The sequence below is a fragment of the Rhodoferax sp. GW821-FHT07F03 genome (genome assembly GCF_059418745.1).
Map to the genome: position 1 here is coordinate 40795 of NZ_JBWKQM010000016.1, position 22764 is coordinate 63558.

The 22764-nt window shown below is 51.1% G+C and carries 22 protein-coding genes; 17 read left to right on the forward strand and 5 right to left on the reverse strand.

Annotated features, from left to right (window positions below; genetic code table 11):
* Positions 1–16: 16 nt before the first annotated feature.
* The 16 genes from epsG to AC07R0_RS22380 all read left to right on the forward strand — a co-directional run bounded on the left by epsG (position 17) and on the right by AC07R0_RS22380 (position 15785).
* Positions 17–898, forward strand: coding sequence for a chain length determinant protein tyrosine kinase EpsG (epsG, locus tag AC07R0_RS22305; RefSeq protein WP_495106509.1), 882 nt, complete (start codon positions 17–19; stop codon positions 896–898).
* A 111-nt stretch (positions 899–1009) separates the two neighbouring features.
* Entirely contained in the window at positions 1010–2131 is a 1122-nt protein-coding gene (gene gmd / locus AC07R0_RS22310) for a GDP-mannose 4,6-dehydratase (protein WP_495106510.1), read from the forward strand.
* 81 nt (positions 2132–2212) lie between these two features.
* Positions 2213–2563 (forward strand): hypothetical protein, encoded by a 351-nt coding sequence (locus AC07R0_RS22315; protein WP_495106511.1) that lies wholly within the window; start codon positions 2213–2215, stop codon positions 2561–2563.
* A gap of 34 nt (positions 2564–2597) precedes the next feature.
* Entirely contained in the window at positions 2598–3527 is a 930-nt protein-coding gene (gene fcl, locus AC07R0_RS22320) for a GDP-L-fucose synthase (protein ID WP_495106512.1), read from the forward strand.
* Between the two features lie 122 nt (positions 3528–3649).
* Positions 3650–4963, forward strand: a complete 1314-nt coding sequence (locus tag AC07R0_RS22325; RefSeq protein ID WP_495106513.1) for a flippase — start codon at positions 3650–3652, stop codon at positions 4961–4963.
* A 27-nt stretch (positions 4964–4990) separates the two neighbouring features.
* Positions 4991–5950: a glycosyltransferase family protein gene (locus AC07R0_RS22330; RefSeq protein ID WP_495106514.1), complete on the forward strand. Its 960-nt coding sequence runs from the start codon at positions 4991–4993 to the stop codon at positions 5948–5950.
* A gap of 68 nt (positions 5951–6018) precedes the next feature.
* Positions 6019–6564, forward strand: a complete 546-nt coding sequence (locus AC07R0_RS22335; protein ID WP_495106515.1) for an acyltransferase — start codon at positions 6019–6021, stop codon at positions 6562–6564.
* Positions 6565–6571: 7 nt separating this feature from the next.
* Positions 6572–7291 carry an acyltransferase gene (locus AC07R0_RS22340; RefSeq protein WP_495106516.1) on the forward strand — a complete coding sequence of 240 codons (720 nt, stop codon included), beginning with the start codon at positions 6572–6574 and terminating at the stop codon, positions 7289–7291.
* Positions 7292–8209, forward strand: a complete 918-nt coding sequence (locus tag AC07R0_RS22345; protein WP_495106517.1) for an NAD-dependent epimerase/dehydratase family protein — start codon at positions 7292–7294, stop codon at positions 8207–8209.
* The gene (locus tag AC07R0_RS22350; RefSeq protein ID WP_495106518.1) at positions 8206–9372 is read left to right on the forward strand and encodes a glycosyltransferase family 4 protein; all 1167 of its coding nucleotides are present in this window, start codon (positions 8206–8208) and stop codon (positions 9370–9372) included. Before AC07R0_RS22345 ends, AC07R0_RS22350 begins: the two co-directional genes overlap by 4 nt.
* Positions 9373–9388: 16 nt before the next feature.
* Positions 9389–10156, forward strand: coding sequence for a glycosyltransferase family 2 protein (locus AC07R0_RS22355; RefSeq protein WP_495106519.1), 768 nt, complete (start codon positions 9389–9391; stop codon positions 10154–10156).
* Positions 10157–10175: 19 nt separating this feature from the next.
* A complete protein-coding gene (locus tag AC07R0_RS22360) occupies positions 10176–11009 on the forward strand; it encodes a glycosyltransferase family 2 protein (RefSeq protein WP_495106520.1) in 834 nt (277 codons plus the stop codon).
* A gap of 2 nt (positions 11010–11011) precedes the next feature.
* Positions 11012–12448 carry an O-antigen ligase family protein gene (locus AC07R0_RS22365; RefSeq protein ID WP_495106521.1) on the forward strand — a complete coding sequence of 479 codons (1437 nt, stop codon included), beginning with the start codon at positions 11012–11014 and terminating at the stop codon, positions 12446–12448.
* Complete coding sequence (locus AC07R0_RS22370; protein WP_495106522.1) at positions 12445–13470, forward strand: DUF4124 domain-containing protein; 1026 nt, start codon at positions 12445–12447, stop codon at positions 13468–13470. Before AC07R0_RS22365 ends, AC07R0_RS22370 begins: the two co-directional genes overlap by 4 nt.
* Before the next feature lie 327 nt (positions 13471–13797).
* The gene (locus tag AC07R0_RS22375; protein ID WP_495106523.1) at positions 13798–14766 is read left to right on the forward strand and encodes an acyltransferase family protein; all 969 of its coding nucleotides are present in this window, start codon (positions 13798–13800) and stop codon (positions 14764–14766) included.
* A 77-nt stretch (positions 14767–14843) separates the two neighbouring features.
* A complete protein-coding gene (locus tag AC07R0_RS22380) occupies positions 14844–15785 on the forward strand; it encodes an SGNH hydrolase domain-containing protein (RefSeq protein ID WP_495106524.1) in 942 nt (313 codons plus the stop codon).
* A gap of 105 nt (positions 15786–15890) precedes the next feature.
* On the opposite strand, the gene AC07R0_RS22385 is transcribed toward AC07R0_RS22380, so the two are convergent.
* The 5 genes from AC07R0_RS22385 to epsL form a co-directional block, all read right to left on the reverse strand.
* The gene (locus tag AC07R0_RS22385) at positions 15891–16625 is read right to left on the reverse strand and encodes a WecB/TagA/CpsF family glycosyltransferase (protein WP_495106525.1); all 735 of its coding nucleotides are present in this window, start codon (positions 16623–16625) and stop codon (positions 15891–15893) included.
* 13 nt (positions 16626–16638) lie between these two features.
* Positions 16639–17826, reverse strand: coding sequence for a glycosyltransferase family 2 protein (locus AC07R0_RS22390; protein ID WP_495106526.1), 1188 nt, complete (start codon positions 17824–17826; stop codon positions 16639–16641).
* A 264-nt stretch (positions 17827–18090) separates the two neighbouring features.
* Complete coding sequence (locus tag AC07R0_RS22395; protein WP_495106527.1) at positions 18091–19080, reverse strand: acyltransferase family protein; 990 nt, start codon at positions 19078–19080, stop codon at positions 18091–18093.
* A gap of 69 nt (positions 19081–19149) precedes the next feature.
* Positions 19150–20298, reverse strand: coding sequence for a glycosyltransferase family 4 protein (locus tag AC07R0_RS22400; protein ID WP_495106528.1), 1149 nt, complete (start codon positions 20296–20298; stop codon positions 19150–19152).
* 58 nt (positions 20299–20356) lie between these two features.
* The gene (gene epsL / locus AC07R0_RS22405) at positions 20357–21682 is read right to left on the reverse strand and encodes an XrtB/PEP-CTERM-associated polysaccharide biosynthesis outer membrane protein EpsL (RefSeq protein ID WP_495106529.1); all 1326 of its coding nucleotides are present in this window, start codon (positions 21680–21682) and stop codon (positions 20357–20359) included.
* A 422-nt stretch (positions 21683–22104) separates the two neighbouring features.
* Between epsL and AC07R0_RS22410 the strand changes: the two genes are divergently transcribed.
* Positions 22105–22752 carry a DUF47 domain-containing protein gene (locus AC07R0_RS22410; protein ID WP_495106530.1) on the forward strand — a complete coding sequence of 216 codons (648 nt, stop codon included), beginning with the start codon at positions 22105–22107 and terminating at the stop codon, positions 22750–22752.
* Positions 22753–22764 lie beyond the last annotated feature (12 nt).

Here is a 22764-nt window from a genome sequence, read left to right on the forward strand (position 1 = left end):
TGTTTAAAAAAGAATTATGAAAGCAATGGACGCACCTCTATATGCCAGCGCTGGAGCCTCGGGCACCAGTCGCTCAATTGGCGCAATCCTTGTAGATGCTGGTCGGCTTACACCTGAAAATGCTGAGCGCATCCTGCGTTTGCAAAAACAGCAGGGAAAGCGCTTCGGCGAGGCCGCCATCCAGCTTGGATTTTTAACGGAAGACGACATACGCTTTGCCTTGTCGCACCAGTTTGACTATTCTTACCTTCCCGCCCGCGACGCCAGTCTTGCTACAGAATTGGTGGCTGCGTATACGCCGTTCAGCAAAGTGGTTGAGCAGCTTCGGGCCTTGCGCAGCCAGCTGATGCTGCGCTGGTTTGATGCGGAAGCCCAGCGTAAGGCCCTGGCTATCGTCAGCCCGGGATCTGGAGATGGGCGCAGCTTTCTTGCAGCGAATCTAGCGATCGTTTTTTCTCAGCTCGGAGAGCGTACGCTGCTGATTGATGCAGACCTCCGCAAGCCACGACAGCATGAGCTATTTAGGCTGGGTAACGACGTAGGCCTTTCCAGCATGCTGGCCGGGCGTGCCAAAACGGAAGCAGTAGTCAAGATCCCATCATTGCTAGCACTGTCTGTGTTGCCCGCGGGGCCTATGCCACCCAATCCGCAGGAATTGTTGGGGAGGCCCATATTTTCTGAGCTGTTGCACTCATTGAGTGCCAGCTTTGACATTGTGATCATTGATACGCCCGCTGGCGCGGAGTTTGCCGATGCTCAGACTATTGCGGTACGTGCCGGCGCAGCCTTGCTCCTGGCCCGTGAAAACCGCACTTTGGTGCCGGAGGTGGCACAACTTATGCGCAGTTTGCAACAGTCAGGAGCCACCATTGTGGGCTCTGTCATCAACGATGTTTGAGTTGATGTTGTTGGTTGCCAGCTAGACATAAAACATTCCCGGATCTGTTTTGCAGGCGCTGCATACCGCATGGTTGGCGCCCATAGTTTTATTTGCAACGAGGAGTTTTAATTGAATACTAAAAAAATTGCTTTGATTACTGGTGTAACGGGCCAGGATGGTGCTTACCTTGCGGAATTCCTATTAAAAAAAGGCTATGAAGTTCACGGCATCAAGCGCCGTAGTTCGCTGTTCAATACTGATCGTATTGACCATCTGTACCAAGACCCGCATGACCAAGGGCGCAAATTTGTGCTGCACCATGGTGACTTGACTGACTCCACTAGTTTGGTGCGCATCATCCAGAAAGTGCAGCCCGACGAGATCTACAACCTGGCTGCGCAAAGCCATGTTGCAGTGTCATTCGAAGAGCCCGAGTACACCGCAAATGCAGACGGCATTGGCGCTCTGCGTATTCTCGAAGCTATGCGTATTTTGGGCCTGGAAAAGAAGACGCGTTTTTACCAAGCTTCAACCAGTGAACTTTATGGTCTGGTGCAAGAGATACCTCAAAAAGAAACTACCCCTTTCTATCCCCGCAGTCCCTATGCAGTAGCCAAACTCTATGCTTACTGGATCACGGTGAATTACCGCGAAGCCTACGGCATGTATGCCTGTAACGGCATCTTGTTCAACCACGAGAGCCCGGTGCGAGGCGAAACCTTCGTAACCCGCAAGATCACCCGAGCCATCTCTCGTATTGCACTCGGGCTGCAGGACAGCTTGTATCTGGGCAATATGAGTGCGTTGCGCGACTGGGGCCATGCGCGTGACTACGTGGAAATGCAGTGGTTGATGCTGCAGCAAGACAAACCTGAGGACTTTGTGATTGCGACCGGTGTGCAGTACAGCGTTCGCCAGTTCGTTGAATTCGCGGCCGCAGAATTGGGTATCACCATGCGTTTCGAAGGCGAAGGTGAAAATGAAGTTGGAATCGTTGCCAAGGTTGAAGGCGATAAAGCCAAGTGCAAGGAAGGCGATGTCATCGTCAAGGTTGATCCACGCTACTACCGCCCCACCGAAGTGGAAACTCTGCTTGGTGATGCCACCAAGGCCCGCGAAAAGCTGGATTGGACGCCTCAGACATCTTTGAAAGAATTGGTCAGTGAAATGGTGCAGTCCGACTACAGTGCCGCAAAGCGTGATGCGCTTGTCAAGTTGGCAGGCTTTAGCACCTACGATCACCACGAGTAATCGACCTTGATCTGCTAGAAGCGCCGGTGCTCGGCGCTTCTCGATATTCGATGCAGAAAATGGGCTCCACGAGACCGGAGGATGCCCAAAGATTTTCAAGTTTTAATGCAGCTTGTGCGAGAGTTAGACATCCGTCACAGGTATGGCGCGGGTGACGTGCTGCTTGCCATACAGGTTCAACATGGTCTGGCACGCACGCCTTACCGAACTCTCAAATCGAATCCCGCTGAGTTGAAACATGCGGAAGCCGAGTTTGTGTCAGATCTTTCTACAGTAGGTTGTGTTATGGATCGGCGTGAAGACTTGCTGATGCCGCATCAATACTTTTTTGACACGGCCCTTCACTTGAATAAGGATAGTCAAAAGGTCCGTACCGATCTTTTCATCCATGACTGGCAGCAAGTCCAAGAATCGAAACATTGCTATCAATAAACAACCCATCTTCATTATTTAATGAGTGCAAACCATGAATAACACCAAAATCTACGTTGCCGGGCATCGCGGCATGGTGGGGTCTGCGATCGTTCGTAAGCTCGAGTCCAAGGGCTATACCAACATCGTGACCCGCACCCACAAGGAACTTGACCTGCTGGACCAAGCTGCCGTGCGGGGTTTCATGCAGGCCGAGAAACCGGACTACATCTTCCTTGCCGCGGCCAAGGTTGGCGGCATCCACGCTAACAACATCTACCGCGCCGATTTCATCTATCAGAACCTGATGATTGAAGCCAACGTGATAGATGCCGCGCATGAGGCCGGCGTGGAGCGCATGCTGTCGCTGGGCTCAAGCTGCATTTATCCGCGCGACTGCCCGCAGCCGATCAAGGAAGAGTATTTGTTGACCGGCCCGTTGGAGTCGACTAACGAACCCTATGCGATTGCCAAGATCGCGGGTGTGAAGATGTGCGAGTCGTACAACCGGCAGTACGGCCGGCGCTACGTCAGCGCCATGCCGACAAACCTCTACGGCCCCAATGACAACTACGACCTGAATAACTCCCATGTGCTGCCTGCACTAATCCGTAAGGCGCATGAAGCTAAGTTGCGTGGCGAAACGCAGCTTGAAGTATGGGGCTCCGGAAAACCCATGCGTGAGTTCCTGCATGTGGACGACATGGCCGATGCCAGCGTGTTCCTCATGGAGCATGAAGACGTGAACGATGGCCTCTACAACGTGGGGACCGGTACCGATGTGACCATCCGCGAACTGGCGGAAACCATCAAGGCGGTCGTCGGATTCGAAGGCGAGCTGGCCTTCGACGCCTCCAAGCCAGACGGCACTCCGCGCAAACTGCTCGACGTATCGCGGCTCGGCGCGATGGGCTGGAAATCAAGCATCGATCTGAAGCGCGGCATTGAGATGACCTATCAGGATTTCAGTGCAAAAGCGGCTTAGCTGTATTCGCGCCGAATGTTGCGATCTTCATTTCGCTCGCATGTGCCATGCAGTCAGGGCGGCTCTTACAACCACCACCATATGGCAAGCTTATGAATGCTAGTTGGTCCAAGTACTTGCCCTTGACCATCCGCAGCAAGCTCGACGGTCGCCACGGCTTGCAAGCCATGCTGGGCAACAGCAGTTGGCTGTTTGCCGACAAGATATTGCGCATGGGTGTCGGGCTTCTGGTCGGCATCTGGATCGTGCGTTATCTGGGGCCGCTGCAACTCGGGCTGCTCAGTTATGCCGGCGCATTCGCCGGCCTGTTTGGTGCAGTGGCGACCTTGGGTCTGGACAACATAGTTGTCCGTGAACTGGTCAAGAATCCTGCGAGACAAAACGAACTGATGGGAAGTGCGTTTGTACTGAAGCTCGTGGGTGGGGCCGGCAGTCTTGCGCTCGCCGTGCTGGCGATCTCGCTGGTGCGGACCGGCGAAACCCTGACCTTGTGGCTTGTGGCGTTGACGGCTGCGGGGTTCATCTTTCAGTCTGTGAATGTGATTGACTTTTACTTTCAGGCGAAGGTGCAGTCCAAGTTCACCGTCTACGCGACGATGAGTGCCTTCTTGCTACTGACTTTGGCCAAGATCGTGATGCTGGTCGTGTCCGCGCCCTTGATTGCTTTCGGCTGGGCGGCCTTTGCTGAAGTAGTGCTGACCTCATGCTTCCTGGTGCTGGCTTATAAAACCAATCACCACAACATCCGCGAATGGCGATTTGACTGGCATGTGGCGCGAGAACTGTTGTCGCACAGCTGGCCACTGATTCTTTCAAGCTTTGCCATCATGATCTACATGCGCATCGATCAGGTCATGATCGGACAGATGCTGGGCGATCATGAAGTGGGCTTATTTGCCGCGGCGGTTCGAATCAGTGAAATGTGGTACTTCGTGCCCATGGCTATTGCCAGTTCGGTTTTTCCGACAATTGTGGCGAGTAAAAAGCTGGGCGACACGGTCTATTACGCGCGTCTTCAAAAATACTTTATCTTCATGCTTTGGCTGGCATTAAGTGTCGCGATCGCCATCACATTGTTGAAAGACATGATTATTGGCGTGCTGTATGGAAGTTCTTATGCAGGGTCGGCAAATGTTCTAGCTATCCATATTTGGGCCGGTGTTTTTGTTGCTCTAGGTGTTTCCGGTAGTAGCTGGTATATGGTCGAGAATTTACAAAAATATAGTTTTTATCGGACTTTGACTGGAGGTGTGACCAACGTGTTGCTTAACTTCTTATTTATACCGAAATACGGGATAGAAGGTACTGCAGTAGCGACGGTTATTTCACAGTCTTTGGCATCTTTCTTTTTTGACGCTTTAACAAAGAAAACAAGACCAATATTTTGGATAAAAGTCCAGGCTTTAAATCCATTTTTAATTTTCCGTAAAATATAGACCATATTATATAGATTTTAAATAATTATGGATAATAAAAATTATTTCTTTAATATTAAAGATATTACCCTTGCACCTATTGCATTATTTGTTTATGGTCGTCCATGGCATACGCAGCGGACAGTTGAAGCCCTTAGGCGAAATGGACTATCGGAGAGTAGTGACCTTTTTATTTTCTCCGATGCTCCGAAGAACGATAAAGCTATACAAGCAGTCAACGAAGTTAGGCGCTACATCAGAACGGTGAGTGGTTTCCGTTCAGTTCATATCGTGGAGCGAGAGAAAAATTGGGGACTTGCGAATTCTGTAGTCGATGGTGTGACGCAACTTTGTAAAGATTATGGGCGAGTAATTGTTGTTGAAGATGACCTTGAAACCTCTGAGGGTTTCTTGGCTTATATGAATTCCGCCTTAAGAAACTATGAAACAGAAGATAATGTTTATTCTATTTCTGGATACTCATTTACGTCAGATATGCAAGACGTTGACGCTAGTTATTTTTTAGGACTTGCTAGTTCATGGGGCTGGGCAACATGGGAAAGTAAATGGTCTTTTTTTGAAAGAAATAGTGCTCATTTAGAGCGTTGTCTTAAGGATAAAAAATTCCGAACTGCTTTTAATTACTCGGATTGTTATGATTACTCCGCGATGGCTGATACTCAAGTTGCAGGGAAATCTGATTCTTGGGCTATTTATTGGTATTTTTGTTTGTTTCAAAGATCTGGTTTAACTTTATTTCCAGGAAAAAGTTTGGTTCGAAATATTGGTAGAGATAATTCGGGAACTCATATTGGTGAGGCCGTGGAGGAGCATCCATTGGAAAATTTTCTTCCAACTTTGACGGATGAAATATTTGAGAAAAAAAATAATAGATTAATTATTCAAAAAATACTAAGTGCGGCGGCTAAGGCGCATCCGTATATGAAAAAAAGAAGTTTTATTGCTCGCGTTGTTAAGTCAATAAAATCAATTAAATCAAAAATATGAATATAAATTCATTTTTGAACAATGTATTCTGGAGAGTTTCATCTCGTTTTTTTTACAAATTTAAGAAGTTGAATTCTTTTGAAAAATATCGTCACTGTACTGTTGGGTTGGAAACTATTCTTCATGATGACTGTCGAATTAATAATTTACGAGAAGATAAGAATTTAATAGTAATCGGAAGTCGCACGCATATATCTTCACAGCTGGAGGTTTTTCCTCATGGCGGTCAAATTAGTATTGGAAATGATTGCTATCTTGGTGATCAAACAAGAATACAGTCAATGATTGGGATTGAAATTGGGAATCGAGTTATGATATCGCATTGCGTTAATATTCATGACAATGTCGCTCATTCCTTATCTGCAATGGAGCGACACACCCATTTTTTGAGCATAATTTCTACTGGGCATCCTGCTGATTTGAAAAATGTAACTGCAAAAAAAATAGTAATAGAAGATGATGTCTGGATTGGTTTCAACGCAACCATCTTAAAGGGTGTGGTAATCGGTCGAGGTGCCGTGGTGGGCGCTTGTTCGGTTGTAACGAAAGACGTTCCAGCATTCTCTGTTGTTGTTGGTAATCCGGCGCATATTATTGGCCAGTCTTACCCTTAGTCGTATTATGAAAACCGGCATAAAAACATACATTTGGCATAAATTGCCTGTGCGTATTAAATGTTGGGTGCAATCAAAAGGAATAAAAAAATATCTAAAAATTCAATCGAATTCATTTGTCCACTCAGGTGTGCAAATATTAGGTCTTGAGAATGTTGTTATTGGTGGAAATAGTTGTATTTGTGATGGGTCTTGGCTTAATGTAAATAATCGAGAAAGCGGAATTTCCATAAAAATTGGAAATAATTGCTTTGTAGGGCGGGATAATTTTTTTTCTTCTGGGGGAGTTATTGAGTTGAGTGACTATTGTTTGACTGCAATTGGTTGCCGATTTATATGTAGTTCCCATGTGATTGATGATCCTTCGCTTCCTTATATCGCATCCGGAACTACTACACATCAATCGATAAAATTGGGTGTAAATTGTTTTATTGGTGCAGATGTTTCCATATTGGGTAATGTCTCTGTTGGGCATGGCTCTGTGATTGGTGCAAATTCCGTAGTATTTAATAGCTTGCCTGCGTTTTCTGTGGCAATTGGAAATCCAGCAAAATTAATTAAAAGATATAGTTTTTCAAAGAAAAAATGGATGAACATCGAGGAATTAGGGGAGCATGATTTGGATGAAAATCCTAGTGAAATGGATTACCTTGAAATTTTGAAGAAAAATAAGAAAAAGGTAGAAATTCCTTGGATTGTCGCGGGCGCAGATTTAGGAAACTTGTAAATGAAAAATTCTGTTGTAGTTACTGGCGCTCACGGTTTTCTGGGTCGTCATGTGGCACGTCAATTTGCATCAGCAGGTTATTTGGTCATCGGTATGGGGCATGGCTCCTGGGATAGTGCGGAATCCCGCAGCTACGGCCTTACGTTCTGGCATACAGCGGACATCACTCTGGACGACCTAGTGACTTACGCCCGTGAGCCGGACGTCATCGTCCATTGCGCCGGCAGCGGCTCGGTGGCGTTCTCGATGACGCATCCACACCAGGATTTCAACCGCACGGTGTCCGCCACGGCAGCGGTGCTCGAATACATTCGCCTGCATTCGCCGCACACCGTGCTGGTGTATCCGTCCAGCGCGGCCGTCTATGGCGATGCCGACCGGCTGCCGATTCTCGAAACCGATGCCTCGCATCCGGCATCGCCCTATGGCGTTCACAAGCTCATGGCGGAGGATTTGTGTAGGTCTTATGCCGGCCACTTCGGTGTGGCGGTAGCGATCGTGCGTTTCTTCTCGGTTTATGGTGAAGGTCTGCAGAAGCAGCTGCTGTGGGACGCCTGCTCCAAGGCCGCGCGGGGCGACAGCAACTTCTTCGGCACAGGCGCGGAGTTGCGCGACTGGCTGCATGTAAGCGATGCCGCCAGTCTGCTTCTGGCGGCTGCGCGCCAGGCGGCGCCGTCCTGCCCGGTGGTAAATGGCGGCAGTGGTGAGGGTCTGGCCGTGCGTGAGGTATTGGAAGAGGTGTTCCGTACCTATGGCAACAACGCGGAGCTGGGTTTCAGCGGGACGCCGCGGCCGGGCGATCCGGTGGGCTACCACGCCGATGTCAACGCGGCCACGGCCTGGGACTGGAAACCCATGGTCGGGTGGCGCGACGGCATGGCCCGCTATGTGAACTGGTTCAAGGGGCGCCAACCATGATACGAGTCGGTTTTGTGATCGAGGGCCCGAGTTTTCTCGGCAGTGTCAACTATCTGCGAAATTTGTTTTCGGCGCTGGCCCAATTGCCCGGCAGGCAGGTGCAGCCGGTGCTTTTCGCGGGCACCAAGACACCCGAGAAGATGCTGGCCAATTTTCGCGATGCCGAAATCGTCAAGACCACCCTGCTGGATGAGGGCTACTTGGCGGCGCGGGTGCGTCGGCGATTGAATCTCCTGTTGCCAGGTCGAGACCCGTTGCTCGGCATGTTGCTGGCCCGCCATGGGGTCAAGGTTCTTTCTCATTCCGGACCTCTGCGCCACGGCGGGGTGAAAACCATCGCCTGGATTCCTGACTTCCAGCATGTCTACCTACCGGCCTTCTTCAACAAGCGGGAACATGCGATGCGCAATGAGGCTTTCAACCTCATCGCTCGCGATTGCGACTGCATCGTGCTCAGCAGCGAGGCCGCACGCAGCGATCTGGCGGCCTTTGCGCCGGCCGCCGTACCCAAGTCGCGCGTGCTGCGTTTTGTGCCGGCGGTGGATGCGTCGGCTGCCGTAATGCCGATTGAAGAGCTTCAAAAGAAGTACCAGTTTCGCGTGCCGTTTTTCTACGTGCCCAATCAATTCTGGATCCACAAGAACCACAAGCTCATTCTGGATGCTTTGATTGAGCTGAAGGCGAAGGGCGTTGAGGCGATGGTGGTGATGACCGGCAGCACTGAGGACTACCGGCACCCGAATCATTTCAGCGACCTGATGGTGCGGGTCGAACAAAGCGGCTTGGCGGATTCGTTCAAGGTGTTGGGCCTGGTTCCCTACGAGGACTTGCTGTCGCTGATGCACCATGCGCTGGCGATCATGAATCCCTCGCTATTCGAGGGCTGGAGTTCGAGCGTAGAAGAAGCAAAGGCGCTCGACAAGATGGTTTTGTTGTCCAATTTGCCAGTTCATCTGGAGCAAAATCCAGACAAGGGCATCTTTTTCGATCCTGCCAATGCGCATGATTTGGCTGAAAAAATGCAGTTGGCGATGGAAAAAGCCAAGCTGGCGCCGCCGGTTGGTACGGAGCCTGCTTTCTCGCCGTCTTACAAGGCCGCACGGCAGGATTTTGCAAAAACTTACGAAGAAATCGTCGTGCAATGCGTTGGCAACGTGAACTAAGGATAAGGTAGCTTTCATGTCGCAAATCAAAATTTCGGTGGTCACTGTCTGCTTCAATGCTGCAAAGAGCATCGAGCGGACGATTCAGTCCGTGATGTCCCAGCAGGACGCGAATGTGGAATACGTGGTGATAGATGGTGCTTCCACCGATAGCACTATGGCGATCGTCAACAAGTACGCTGAACGTATTAGCAAAATCGTCTCTGAAAAAGACGGCGGCATCTTCGATGCCATGAACAAGGGCATCGGCCTTGCGACTGGTGAAATCGTATATTTCCTGAATGCCGACGATTCGTTTGCTGATGATCGTGTGCTGGCCGACGTCGGCCGAGCGTTCGAGGAAGACACGTCGAGGACTTTTGTTTACGGCAATGTGATCCTTGAAGACGAGCCGGGTGGGCGGTTGAGTTTTCCGGCCCGTGCTTTCAAGAAGCGCTCGGTCTCGGAGTTTTTGCACAACTCGTTTTGCCACCAGGCCGTGTTCGTTCGGCGTTCGCTGTTTTCCCATTTGGGAATCTTTGACAAGGCCTACAAGTATTCCGCCGACTATGAGTGGATCATTCGTGCCTTCAAAAGAAATGGCGGCCGGGATTTCTATTTTCTCGAGCGCAACATTGCTTTCTACTCCTGCCTTGGGCGCAGCAACCAGCATGTTCGGGTCACGCGCAAGGAAGTCAACCGAATGCAGCGTAAGCATTTTGCTTCGCTTGAATATGCATGGTATTTTTTCCGCTATGTGTGGGTGCGCGGGCTGAAAAAGCGCTTGTTGAACGAATCGTATTGAAGCATTGAGAGAGACTTTCATGACACTTGCCAGCGCCACAGCAGAGTTGCAGGCTCCATTGCCGAAAGTCACGGTGATTACCGTGGTGCTCAATGCCGTGGACCTGATCGAGCGCACGCTGCAGAGCGTGATTAACCAGGACTATCCGAACCTCGAATACATCGTCGTTGATGGCCTTTCCACCGACGGCACGCTGGACGTGGTGGCCAAGTACCGCGATGGCATTACAACGCTGGTCAGCGGTAAAGACGGCGGCATCTACCAGGCCATGAACAAGGGGGCGGAGCTCGCGACCGGCGAGTGGATTTTGTTCCAGAATGCCGGCGACTTTTTCGTGGACGACAGCGTGATTTCGCGCTCCTTCCAGTCTTGCGACTGGAGGAGTTGCGATGTGATTTACGGCGACAGCATCTATGTGTACGAGGACTACCGCTGGGTCGAGCGCGCGGTGCCGGCGGCCACGATGGAGGACGGCCTGGGCTTCTGCCACCAGTCGTGCTTCGTACGTGCGTCCCTGCAAAAGGAATACGGCCTCGACGCCACTGAACGCGTGGCCGCCGACTACGACCTGGGCCTGCGCCTGTTGAAGGCCGGCAAGGTTTTCCAGTATGTCGATGTGATCATGACTGAGTTTCTGACCGGCGGGTATTCGGCGCTTGCGCCGCAGGACACGGTGCGCCTTCGGCATCGTGTCTACACCAAGTATTTCCCGCGCAGCAAGCTGGTGATGTATGCCAAGCTTTTAAGGTTGGCTGTCAAACACGGCTTGAAAGCGGTGTTTCCGAGCAAGGCGTGGGGCGTGCTCAAACGCCTTCGTGACCGTGGCAGGGCGCTGCCTGTGGCAGGCAGGTAAGTATGCTCAGGCCTGCGGCACTTTTTGGCGGCTTGGGTTGGATCGCCTTCTGCATCGTGATGGGCGTGGCTGCCGTTTTTTACGGGAGCTGGATAGACGAGAAGCTCATTCGGATCGTGCTTGCGCCGGCCGCGCTGTTTTTAATGTTCCTGTTTTTCGCGGATAAGGCCAAGTTATTTCTGTTGCTGATTCTGGTACGGGTTGGGATCGATCCGGTCATCGAAGCTACGCGAGACGGCACCTTAAGCGCGGGTGCCCTGATGAATCTGTTGGTGCTGTTGATCGCATTACTGCTGTTTGTAGAAAAGCCAAAGGTGGTGTCTTCCGTCGTGATTCCGATGTGGCTGCCGCTCGCATTGGTCATGGCTCTGGCAGCGGTGCGTGCGCCCGAGCTGGGTAAGGGTATCCGGGTGTTCCTTGGTTACATGACCAGCATCGCGGTTTTCATCGCGCCGTTCTATATCAAGCAGTGCCAGAAGGATCTGGGCTTCACGATCCGTATCGTCCTGCTGTCTTCCATTGTGCCGGCCTTCTATGGGTTCATTGATTACGCGCATGGCGGCATGGGCGGTGTGGATGGAAACCGCGTGAGAAGTGTGTTTTCTCATGCCAACATTTTTGCCTTTTACCTGCTAGTGGTGATCACGTTGGCCTTCTATATGGCCAAGAGCCAAGTGCTGAAGATCCCGCGCATCCAGCGCTGGATTCTGTTTGCCTATATCGGTGTGCTGTTAGTCGATTTGATGTTGACCAAGACCCGTAGCGCCTGGGCCGCCTGCGTAGTGGTGTTCCTGATGTACGGGCTGATTTTTGAGCGTCGCTACCTTGTCTATATGGTCATTGGCGGTATGCTGGCCATGCTTGTGCCCGACGTGCGGGACCGGCTGCTCGAACTGGATGCGGCCAAGGTCTACTGGACGAACAACATGCCGTCCAATTCCTATGAGTGGCGTCAGATGATCTGGGAGTCCGGTATCGGCTATATGAAGCTGTCGTCCTTCCCGCTCGGGTATGGCTCGCAGTCGTTTGCCTACTATTCGATCGATTTTTTCCCCCTGGCCAATGGCGGCAACTGGGGGGCGCACAATGTTTATGTGCAATGGCTGTTCGAGGCCGGCATAGTTGGTTTGCTGTGTGCGGCATGGTTGTACTTCAAAGTTTTCTCGATTCTGAAGCTGGGGATGAAGGGTGACAAGCTCGGCACGGTGATCGTGATCACCGTGGTGATCGAGTACCTGGTGGTCTCTTATTCGGACAACATGCTGGACTATCTGGCGTTCAATTGGTACTTCTGGTTCGTGATCGGTTCGGCTTGCTCGATCATCGTGCGTCAGCAGGCGGAAGAGAAGGCTCTACAGGCCTCGGAAGGCCTGCTGCCTGGTTCGTTGACAAATGAATCCGTCGCGCGGAAGTTTTCCGCGGAAAGGTCTTCAGTATGAATAGCGTTGCGAACTCGATCTTTCGGACCTGGAGCGTTCCGCTTCTGGTCGCGCAGTTGGCTCTGATTCCTTTACCTGGCCGTGCGCAAGTGGCTGGTAGTGTATTACTTACAGATGCCGTCTTTGCGCCGAGCAGCTTCTGGTATACGCCCATTCCGGCCAATGCCCCAGTGCATGCCAATTCGGCGGCTTTCGTGGAGTCTTTTCTGCGGCAGAAGAAGACCTATTACGGCACCGTGACGATCAATTTCGAATCCTGGGCCAGCCCTGTGTACGTGGTGGGGGCGAACGTTCCGACGCGCCGTGTCGATCAGTGGGTCTGCATGCCCAAGTTCGGGCTGGATCCAGGCTTGGTGCCACAGTGGGCCGAGGTTCCCTGGCCAGACTATGCGGTGCCTGCTGGCGGCAGCGATGCGGAAATGACGATCTACCAACCGTCGACGGACACCGTCTGGGAGTTCTGGCTGACCCGCAAGGTGGGAGACCAGTGGCAGGCCTGTTGGGGAGGGAGAATGCAAAACGCCTCAAAAACTGACGGGCGTTGGCCAGGGTATTACGGGACGACAGCCACCGGCTTACCTTTTCTCGGTGGACAGATCACTGCGGAAGAGTTGAGTCGTGGCGAAATTCGCCATGCTATCGGCATTGCCCTGCCGGAACTGGAGTCGGCCAACGTGATTTCGTGGCCGGCTAAAAGATCGGATGGCTCCAATCCCAAGAATGAACCGAACCGGATTCCGGAAGGTCTACGGTTCCGGCTGGATCCAAGCGTGAATGTTGACGCATTGCCCATGCGCCCGGCTGGGAAAGTGATTGCCAAGGCTGCGCAGAAATACGGCTTTGTGGTCTGGGATTACGCGGGTGCGATCGGTATCCGTGCGCAGAATCCGAAGTCCTACACTGCGGCCGGACTACCCAATCCTTATCCTGCGATTTTAAACAATGCACCAGCATGGGCCATCCTCGACGGCTTCCCATGGGAGAAGCTGCAATTCTTACCCCAAGACTACGGCAAGCCGTAAAGGGTAGTTGCTTGTATGTGCTGAAATATCTTGCTGAACATTGGCAAACTAGCGCACTAGGCATTTGCCTCCCATTTCTTTCTCAGCTTTAGCGCATCATTGCTGCGCGCGCGGCGCCACACCCGATTCGATCGCTGTGGACGAAGTTCAAACTGGAATTGACCCCGCAAAAATTGCCCGAGGCTCCGCCAACTTTTTACTGGCCTAAGTCGCATAGTTCGGTCTGCGATTCCGTACGACTGAATGAGCACCTTGATACATTTTTGTGGGACAGAAAAACGGTGACAACCGTTAAGCTGGGGCACGACCTGCTTAGGGGAGTTCACAGTGGTGAAAAGTCAAAAAATGGAATCAGGGTTCCGCGCGGATATCAATGGGCTTCGGGCCTGGGCTGTCGTCGCCGTTGTTCTGTACCACTTTGGCGTTCCAGGATTCGGCGGCGGCTTTGTAGGCGTTGATGTATTTTTCGTGATCTCTGGACTTTTGATGACGAAAATCGTCATTGACGGCCTCGAAGGAGATACATTTTCTGTACGCGCGTTCTATATGGCTAGGGTGCGCCGTATCGTTCCTGCGCTGATTGTTTTGTGTGCGGCACTTCTTGGCCTCGGCTGGTGGCTCATTCTTCCGACTGACTACCAGCGATTGGCATTGCATGTTGTTTCCAGTATCGCTTTTGTATCGAATATTGTTTTCTGGAAAGAGGCAGGCTATTTCGATGTCAACTCGCATGACAAATGGCTGTTGCACACATGGTCCCTCGCCGTTGAATGGCAGTTCTATCTAGTGCTGCCGGTCGTTTTACTTGGTCTCTGGAGATGGCGTCCCGGCCGTGGGCCGGCCACGTGGGCCTTGGGGATTGGACTCGTGATTTCATTTGGTTTGTGCATTGCTGTGACGCCGTCTAAACCCTCAACTGCTTTTTTTCTTCTACCCACTAGAGCGTGGGAAATGCTGGCAGGGGGATTTGTGTACTTAATGGCAAGCAGAGCGATGTTCGCCGTGAGCCATCGCCTGGCATTGGAGTTTTGCGGTTTTGGCTTAGTTGCGGCTTCCATCTTCAGTTTCGATGCACATTCAGCGTGGCCTGGATGGCGTGCATTACTGCCGGTACTGGGATCGGTCATGGTTCTGTTCGCTGCTCGCACCCAATCTATGTGGACTGGCAACACCATTGCCCAATGGTTAGGTAGCAGGTCTTATTCACTCTATTTGTGGCATTGGACAATGGTGTTGCGTTACGCTACGCAGAGCGCCAAAGTGATCCTTGGTTCGTGGTTGCTGGACTGGCATTAACGGGCTTGCTGGGGCATCTATCGTTCCATTTTGTCGAAACGCCCGCGCGGAGGTTTTTCAGTCGCCTTTCGTTCGGTATGGCCACCACGACTCTGGTTGCTACAGCAGCGATAGTGGCATTGGGAAGTGGGGCGGTGTTTGCCGAAAATGGTGTTTCAGGACGTTTTGACTCGACCATTGAGCTGACTAGCCAAGCAACATTAGACCGAAATCTTCGACGTGCCGACTGCCATGCCGGCAAGGGCGTGTCCTCGCCATCTTGTCTCTACGGAGGTGGTCCGCTGAAAGCAATCGTCCTAGGAGACAGCCATGCTGACGCAGTGATGTCGGCAGTTGCCGCCGCCGTGCCTTCCGTTACGCCAGGATCGGTGATGCAGTGGTCGTACAGCGCATGCCCGATTATTCAGGGAGCGCATCGAACGGAATTGGATCCGGACAACGAGTGCGCGGGCTTTGTGGATTGGGCATTGGCGCAATTAGAAAAAATACCGAGCGATATACCTGTGGTGGTGGTCAACCGTCACGGCCAATACGCCTTTGGGAAATTCATTGAAGGGCCTCGCAATGTACCCTGGGTTTACTTTTCACACCCTTACGAGACATCTGAGCTCTCTTTTCTGAAGGAATATGCGCAGCACTTGACTAGCACTGCCTGTATGCTGGCCAAACACCATTCGGTCTATTTAGTTAGACCAATACCGGAAATGAGCGTTGATGTCCCAGGCACTGCACGCGCAATGTTGTGGGGGCAACGCAAGGAGGTGATGATGTCACTGGCCGACTACCATCGGCGCAATGATTTTATCCTTGCAGCTCAAGATGCTGCACACGATCAATGCGGGGCCAGAATTTTGGATCCGCTTCCGTATTTGTGTTGGGCTGAAAGCTGCCATGGCAAGAAGGATGGTCGACCGCTCTATTACGACGACAACCACCTGAGCGAATATGGAAACAAGCTGCTTGTGCCAATGTTTACCAAGGTATTTGACGAGGCGAAGGGCACTCCCGATGGGGGCTAATCAACAGACGACGCTCATAATGCATTGAGCAGGCGAGCTTACTACGTGATTCGATTTGATTTAAATGATCATTTAGTTTTGTGGTTGACTATGGCGGGAAGGTGCTTAGGCTGTTTTATCGTTAACCCACGCTCGCACTTTTATCAGAAATGCGGGGTTTCCCACTACATACCGATGGAACAGGCGTCCTGGTTCCTGACTAAAGCGATACAGCCACTCCAGCCCTGCACGACGCATGACTTTAGGCGCCCGTTCAACCTTGCCGCCCAGGAAGTCAACGATGGCACCGCCGCACACAATCAGGGGCGAGCCCGGTGCGTGAGTCTTAAGTAACTGTGCTAGTTGTTCTTGTTTGGGCATTCCCATGCCCAACACGATCAAGTCAGGCTGGGTGCTGGAGGCCAGCGTTAAGTAGTGATTGAAGTTCTCGAAACCACCTTCACACGAGGTGATCCTGATACCAAATTCGCTTTCGCTTCGCAATTTGGCGGCCGTCAGGAAGGGCTCTTGTGTGCCCCAGAAAGCTACGCTGCGCCCCTTGAATGTAGACAATATTTTGGGAATGAAATCCGTACCGTTCATGTTCATACCCGGACCACATTGCGCGTGTTTGTAGAGCATGGCCATCCCAGACCCATCGCGCAGCAAGAGGTCCGCGTTGATAAGGGCGTCATAGAAAGCAGGATTGGAAGCACAGCAGTTCATTGCGTGCGCATTCACGAACGCGAGAACCTGGGGTTTACTGACGTTGGACAGGGACGCCAATAACGCCTGTTCATCTTTTGTTGTTTCAATCAAATGAATTTTTTCGATGAGTGATGTCCAACGCAACTTCCACATTATCCAAGCTCCATTAGGACTGATCGCGTTTGGAGCGAATCCAATCGACCTGTCGGTTCACAAAAAATTTGGCGTAAAGTGGGATCTTCCGGAGCGCGTAAATCGGGGCATAGGCTAGACGACCGAAGGTAAGGATCTTCCGGCCGAAGAAAGTCCATGCCAGCAGAATGGCTAGGCCGAGGCAGGCTAGCGTTAATCCCGCAAGCTGAAGTATTAGCGCTTCTCCAGAGATCAAATACACCACTGCACCGATTGCGCAAGACGCAAGGACGAGCAAAGTTAACAAGGCGAGGGGTGGAACGCAGAGGTCTAAAACCAGGGCCATAAGAGCGGAGTTCTGTGTCTTCAGCGCGCGCAAGAAATAGCGGGGCACCTCGCTGGCAATCATGCCCAGATGGCCATGTTCCCAGCGTGTGCGTTGGGAATTGACACCTTCGCGGTTCTCTGGAAAAACGCTGGTGACAAGGGCATTGGGGCAGAAGACCGGTGAGAAGCCTTTGTCGGCCAGTTCTATGCCCATTTTTAGGTCCTCGACGATATGACCGCTTGCTAGCGAGACCTGACGAATGACTGACCACGGGAATGCCATGCCGGTGCCCATCAATTGGCAGGGCTGTCCAAGCCGGAGATATCCTAGCGGACGAACAAGATTCTTTACTAACCAGGCGAATTCTGCGATGGGGGCCATCGGTCCGGCTGTGATGGGCGTCTTCATAAGGTACAGAGCTTGCACAGGCCTGCATTGGGCCGCAGATTGACGCGCGATGATGTCAAGGACGTTTGGCTGCACGATACAGTCTGCATCTACGATCACGACGACGTCAGGCGTATCGAGTGCGAGGTGCTCGACGCCAAAAGCTAGGGCGTAACCTTTACCTCGATGCGATGCGTCGTTGCGTTCCAGCACCTCCGCGCCAGCTGTTGCCGCGACTTGTGCGGTGTCGTCAGTGCAGTTGTCTGCCACGACGATGATGCGATCGCCTAGGGTCAACTGCTGCCGGATCGAGTCGAGCGTGGCAAGAATGCCACGGGACTCGTTGTGCGCTGGCACAAGCACTGCCACGCGCGGGTGTGCGGTTGCAGGTGTGGGTGAATGACGTCGGGAGGCGATCGCAGCAATTACTTGAACCAGTAGTAGGGAGCAGACCAGCAGTAGGATTCCCACTGGCATCAGTAAGACAACATTCAATGCAATATTCATGAAAATTTGAGGACCGATTTTGTGAAGGCCGCTATATCAAGCGTCAGGTAAGCAAACCGAAAAGGCCGTCTTTATGTTGTGCGTAGATGTTCAAAGTGGACCTCTTGAAGTATGTGTTGAGTTGCCAATAATGTATGGTTTGTTATGGATGGAGTATTTAGTCAAATTTTAATAATTGCTGGGTTTGAGCGGCGATATCTTTTATTTTGTTTTTGCTTGTAATCAGGGTAAGTTAAATATTTTCCCCCTGGATTGCCACTGTCTTTATTGGTGATTGGTGGAGTATTGTCGTATCTGTCGTGACAGTTTCTTTCCAAGCGAGATCCATTTTAACTCATAGAAATGTGTGGATGCGTATGCAATTGCAACCAAGGCAATGAATAGAATTGGGCGTTTTGCATACTTCTCAAGTAATTCTCCACTACCCAGCCAAGAGTGAGCCAGCATCGGATGTATAACATATAGTGCATACGATATACTTGCGGTAAAAAGCAGTGGCCGAATGCTTAAAAGGCGAGAAAATTTGGATTCTGGATTGAGCATCGTAATGGCTACGAGCAGGGCTGCAAAATAAGGTCTGAGTAAATATAGTTTCCCAATATGCAAACAAGAGGCAATCAGCAAAGGCAAGATCAACCAGAGTGGAAGCCTCTGTATTTTGCCCAGGAGATTCTTGCTAATTTGGCCATGCCAAACAAGTGCGAGAATACATCCGGCGAGTATTTCATCGATTCGATAATAAGTGGCAATCACTGCATCAACGCTGTTCCAGGCCCTCAATGCAGTGAATGAAAGCGCTACCCATGGAAGCCATAAAAGCCCGCGTGTGCCGGCGAACCTGTACCAGATCGCTATTGCGACATAGAACTGTACCTCGACACAAAGACTCCACATATGCTCCGTCATGGGAATGAAGTCTTCGGGCGGCATATTGGCGTAGAAGAAAAAATGGGGCCACCAGCTTCTTGGCGATGCGGTCCAGGCAAGCAGAACCACGCTAAAGTAAAGCCATGCGAGTGGAATAACCCGAAAGAATCGACGTGTCAGAAACTCTGGGACGGAGATACCTGTCAGAAGTATCGAGGTAATGAGAAAGCCTGACAGTATGAAAAAAATCACCATGCCCAAAACACCAGTGGCGAAGTTCAATCCCCAACTTTTAGGCCCCAGGGGCAGTAGGTGTGCTGCAAGGACCAAAAGGATGCTGATGCCTCTCCAGCCGTCCAGAACCTTGATATGCCCGTTTTGATTCATGTATCTTGTTGGATCGGATTTTTGAAGTACTAAGGAATCTGTGCACCTGATGGAGCGCGTCATTGGAAGTTAGGCAGCGAGTTCGAGATAGATTTTTTCGAGTTCGGCGGAGGTTGTAGTGATGTTGAATAAACGACGGCATGTCTCATGCCCTCTTACCCCCATAAGTTGTCGTAGTTCGGCATTATTCGCCAACTGGCTCAGCGCATCGATCCATGGCTGCTCCTGGAATGGATCGCAAAGAAAACCATTTTTTCCGTTTTCGATGAACTCAGCATTGCAGCCCACGCCATCCGACACGACTACGGGTACTTTCATTTTGAGTGCTTCAAGGATGGCGATCGAATGGAGTTCGAGAAATGAAGGAAGTAAAAATATGTTCGATGTTGCCAGTAACCCATACATATCTTGATGAAATCCCATGAAAAGCACATATCGATCAAGGCCTAATTGCCGGCAGCGCTCGCGGTATTCATCAAGATAAGTGCCATTGCCGGCCACCAGAAAAAATACCTGCGGTGCTGCTTGTACAATTTTTTTAGCGATTCGAAGGATCAAATCGACGTTTTTGGTTGGGTCCATGCGTGCGCTGGTCAGGATTACCACGGCATCAGCGGGAATACCGAGCTTTTCCCGAAGATTGCTGGATTCATTTGGTATCAGCTCATCGAAGGGAATACCGTTTTGCATCTCCACAACTTGCTGAGCCTGTGCAAAACCATTCTTAACTACGTAATCGACATCACCCTGAGTAAGCACGATCACACGATCGGCTTGATTTCGAAAGTATTTCGTGAATCGGTATTGGTCCTGGAGGCCATGCCGCCGGGCTAATTCCTGGGTGGATGTGTAGCGAAAATCGTGTACATGCTCGATCAATTTTGTTCGACTCAGTTTTGCGGCCATCAATCCCCATACATGACCATTGAAATTATGGGTTTGAATAATATCAATTTTGTTTTTTTTAATATAGCGTGCGAGTTTTAAGACGATTGATATTGTGTGCAAACTTTTTACGCGATGGCTTTGATTGGCATATTTAAAAAGACGCATACCCGTATCTCTAAATCTTTGCTCTATTTCCCCGCCATAAGAATAGGCGACATGGGTTTCGATTTTTTGATGGTCGAAGGCGCCAGCGAGATTCAATAGATTTGTCTCGGCCCCACCCAAACCAAGGGTTTTGATAATATGTAAAACTTTAATTTTCTTGGTCATACAGCCTTCGTTTGATTTGCTCTTGCTTGGATTTTGATCACGATCGGAGCTGTTGGAGCTAATAAGTAAATTTGGCTGAAATAGTGAAGATATTGCTCTTGTAATCTAACCCTGGATCGCTGGATGTCCGACGGGAGTTTTGCAGTGATGCGCTTACATTTACCGAAGTCAGGGGATGCCAGTCCAGTACCACTGCGGCATCTCTGTTGATATCACTCCGGTCCGAGATGAATCCGAGACCGGGCGATCCGCCGTAGTCTCGGTTTGTTACACCCAGCTGCATACCTAGCCGAGTTTTGCTACTGAGTTGCCACGCAGGTCCGATGGAAAAACGATCGACCGCTGAGTAATTGAAGCTGGACGTCTGAAAGGCTGAAATGTCGCGACGCCATTCGACGTTTAGCGCTGATTTAGCCGAAATGAGCCAGCTGAGCCGGGCATTGCCAGCTAAGCCGCTGTAGTTGCGTTCGGAGAAGTGGGGGTGGTGCCTTTTCAGGTAAATAAGGGCGAAGTTCGCACTTGTCTTTTCACTTACTTGCCAGAGCATGTTCACTTCACCTTCATTTTGTGTGAAGGCGTTTTCAAGTCGATTCGCGCTCGAGGTGGCTTGGTCGGTATAGGTACCATCGTAGTTGCGTAGCGCGAAACCCATATAAGTTCCAGAGGGAAACTCATAACGCAGTCCTGCGTCCGTGACGGTTTGTCGAGATCCACTTTCGGTAATCAAGGGTTGGCGGTTGGTCTGTGCTGTTTCCATAAGTGAACCGAGGACATGCCATCTCGCCCCCATCTCGTAGTTGAGGTCTACGCCAGTACTTGTGTTGACGCGTTCGTTACGCTGGTTGAACCCGAGGAAGTCTGAGAAGCTGTTCAACGTCTTCTCGCGTGAACTGGTCACATTACCGTAGAGATGGGGTGTGACACTCCAGCGCCAGCCCGCGTGGTAGTTGAGCGCGTCAAAGTTCAAGTAACTGAAATTCTGGTAGCGATAGTCAACTGCGCTAACGTCGAGTTGTACCCGCTGAAGGCTGTACTGTTGGTCGAATTTGAGACCCAGCGTAGTTGCGTAAACGGTTTCTGCGGGGGACGATCGACCAATCAAGGCCTGTGCGTTATCAGTGGAGGAGAGTCGGAACAGGTTGCTTTCATGTCGCACGCTTTCTGATGCGTAAAACTTTGTAGCATTTCCCTCTTCGCTGTGCGCCGACCCCATTGCCAGCAGGAAAAAGGCCAAAAAATTCGCTAGATACAAATATTTGGCTGACCTCGTGTGAATGAATGCTCGATGCGTCTGACGACGGTTGTTGAGCGCGGCTGTTGTCGATACGGCCCTTGGTGTGCCCAGGCAAATACGAAAAGAACTAAAGCGTAGCGATGAGGACAAGAGCAAGGAACCTTATGACGGTGGTGGCGAATAATGTTCTAAACAGCTTCGCATTTTTGCTTAAAGGATCAGGATTCTCTCCATCGATTTGAGCCACTGCTGTGTCGATGTGTCTCTTTGCACTTTTATATCGACCGAGGACAAGCGCTGCATCCTGCGGATACCGACGGTCTCATACATGGTGAGTCGGTTTTGTGGGAGTCACCATTAGCTCGCATTGCGAGCTAATGGTTTTTGAAGTTCCACGCGATTTATATCGTTCAGTAGATATCTACTGTACAAGATGAATCAAGAGCTGTGCAGTCTATAACTTTTTTCCGTGGCGTATGAGCAGAGTAGCGGCTATTAGAGCCGGTTACACTCCTCACGATTTTACCCAAAGTGTCATATTTCTGACGCAATCCCCCCTTAGGAGTCTCGCCATGCTGTTTGGCAAGCTGTTGCCGCGTGAAGGCAATTTTTTCGAAATGTTCAACCAGCATGCGGATCGCATTGTGGAGGCGGCGCGGGCTTTTTCCTCGTTGGTGGCGAACTATGGTGATCCGCAGTTGCGCGAGCGCTATACCCGTGAGGTGGATACGGCCGAGCATGCGGCCGACCGCGTCACGCGCGAAGTCAACAAGATGTTGCACAAAACTTTCATCACGCCGATTGACCGGGAGCAGATCCATCAGCTGATCAACACCATGGATGATGTGGCGGACGTGATCCAGGATTCTGCGGAGACCATGTCTTTGTATGACGTGCGCCACATGACGGAGGACATGTCCCGCTTGACTGAGTTGAGCCTCAAGTGTTGTGAGCGCCTGAAGGATGCGGTTTATATGCTGGCCAAGATCGCCGAGCCCAAGGTTGCAGAGGCCGCCCTGAAGACATGTGAAGAGATCGACCAACTGGAGTCGGATGCAGATCGGGTCATGCGCTCCGCCATGAGCAAGCTGTTCCGCGAGGAGCCCGACGTGCGCGAGCTCATCAAGCTCAAAGCTATTTACGAGTTGCTGGAAACCATCACCGACAAATGTGAGGATGTTGCCAATTTGATCGAGGGCGTTGTCCTCGAGAACTCCTGAGTCGGGGCTTTA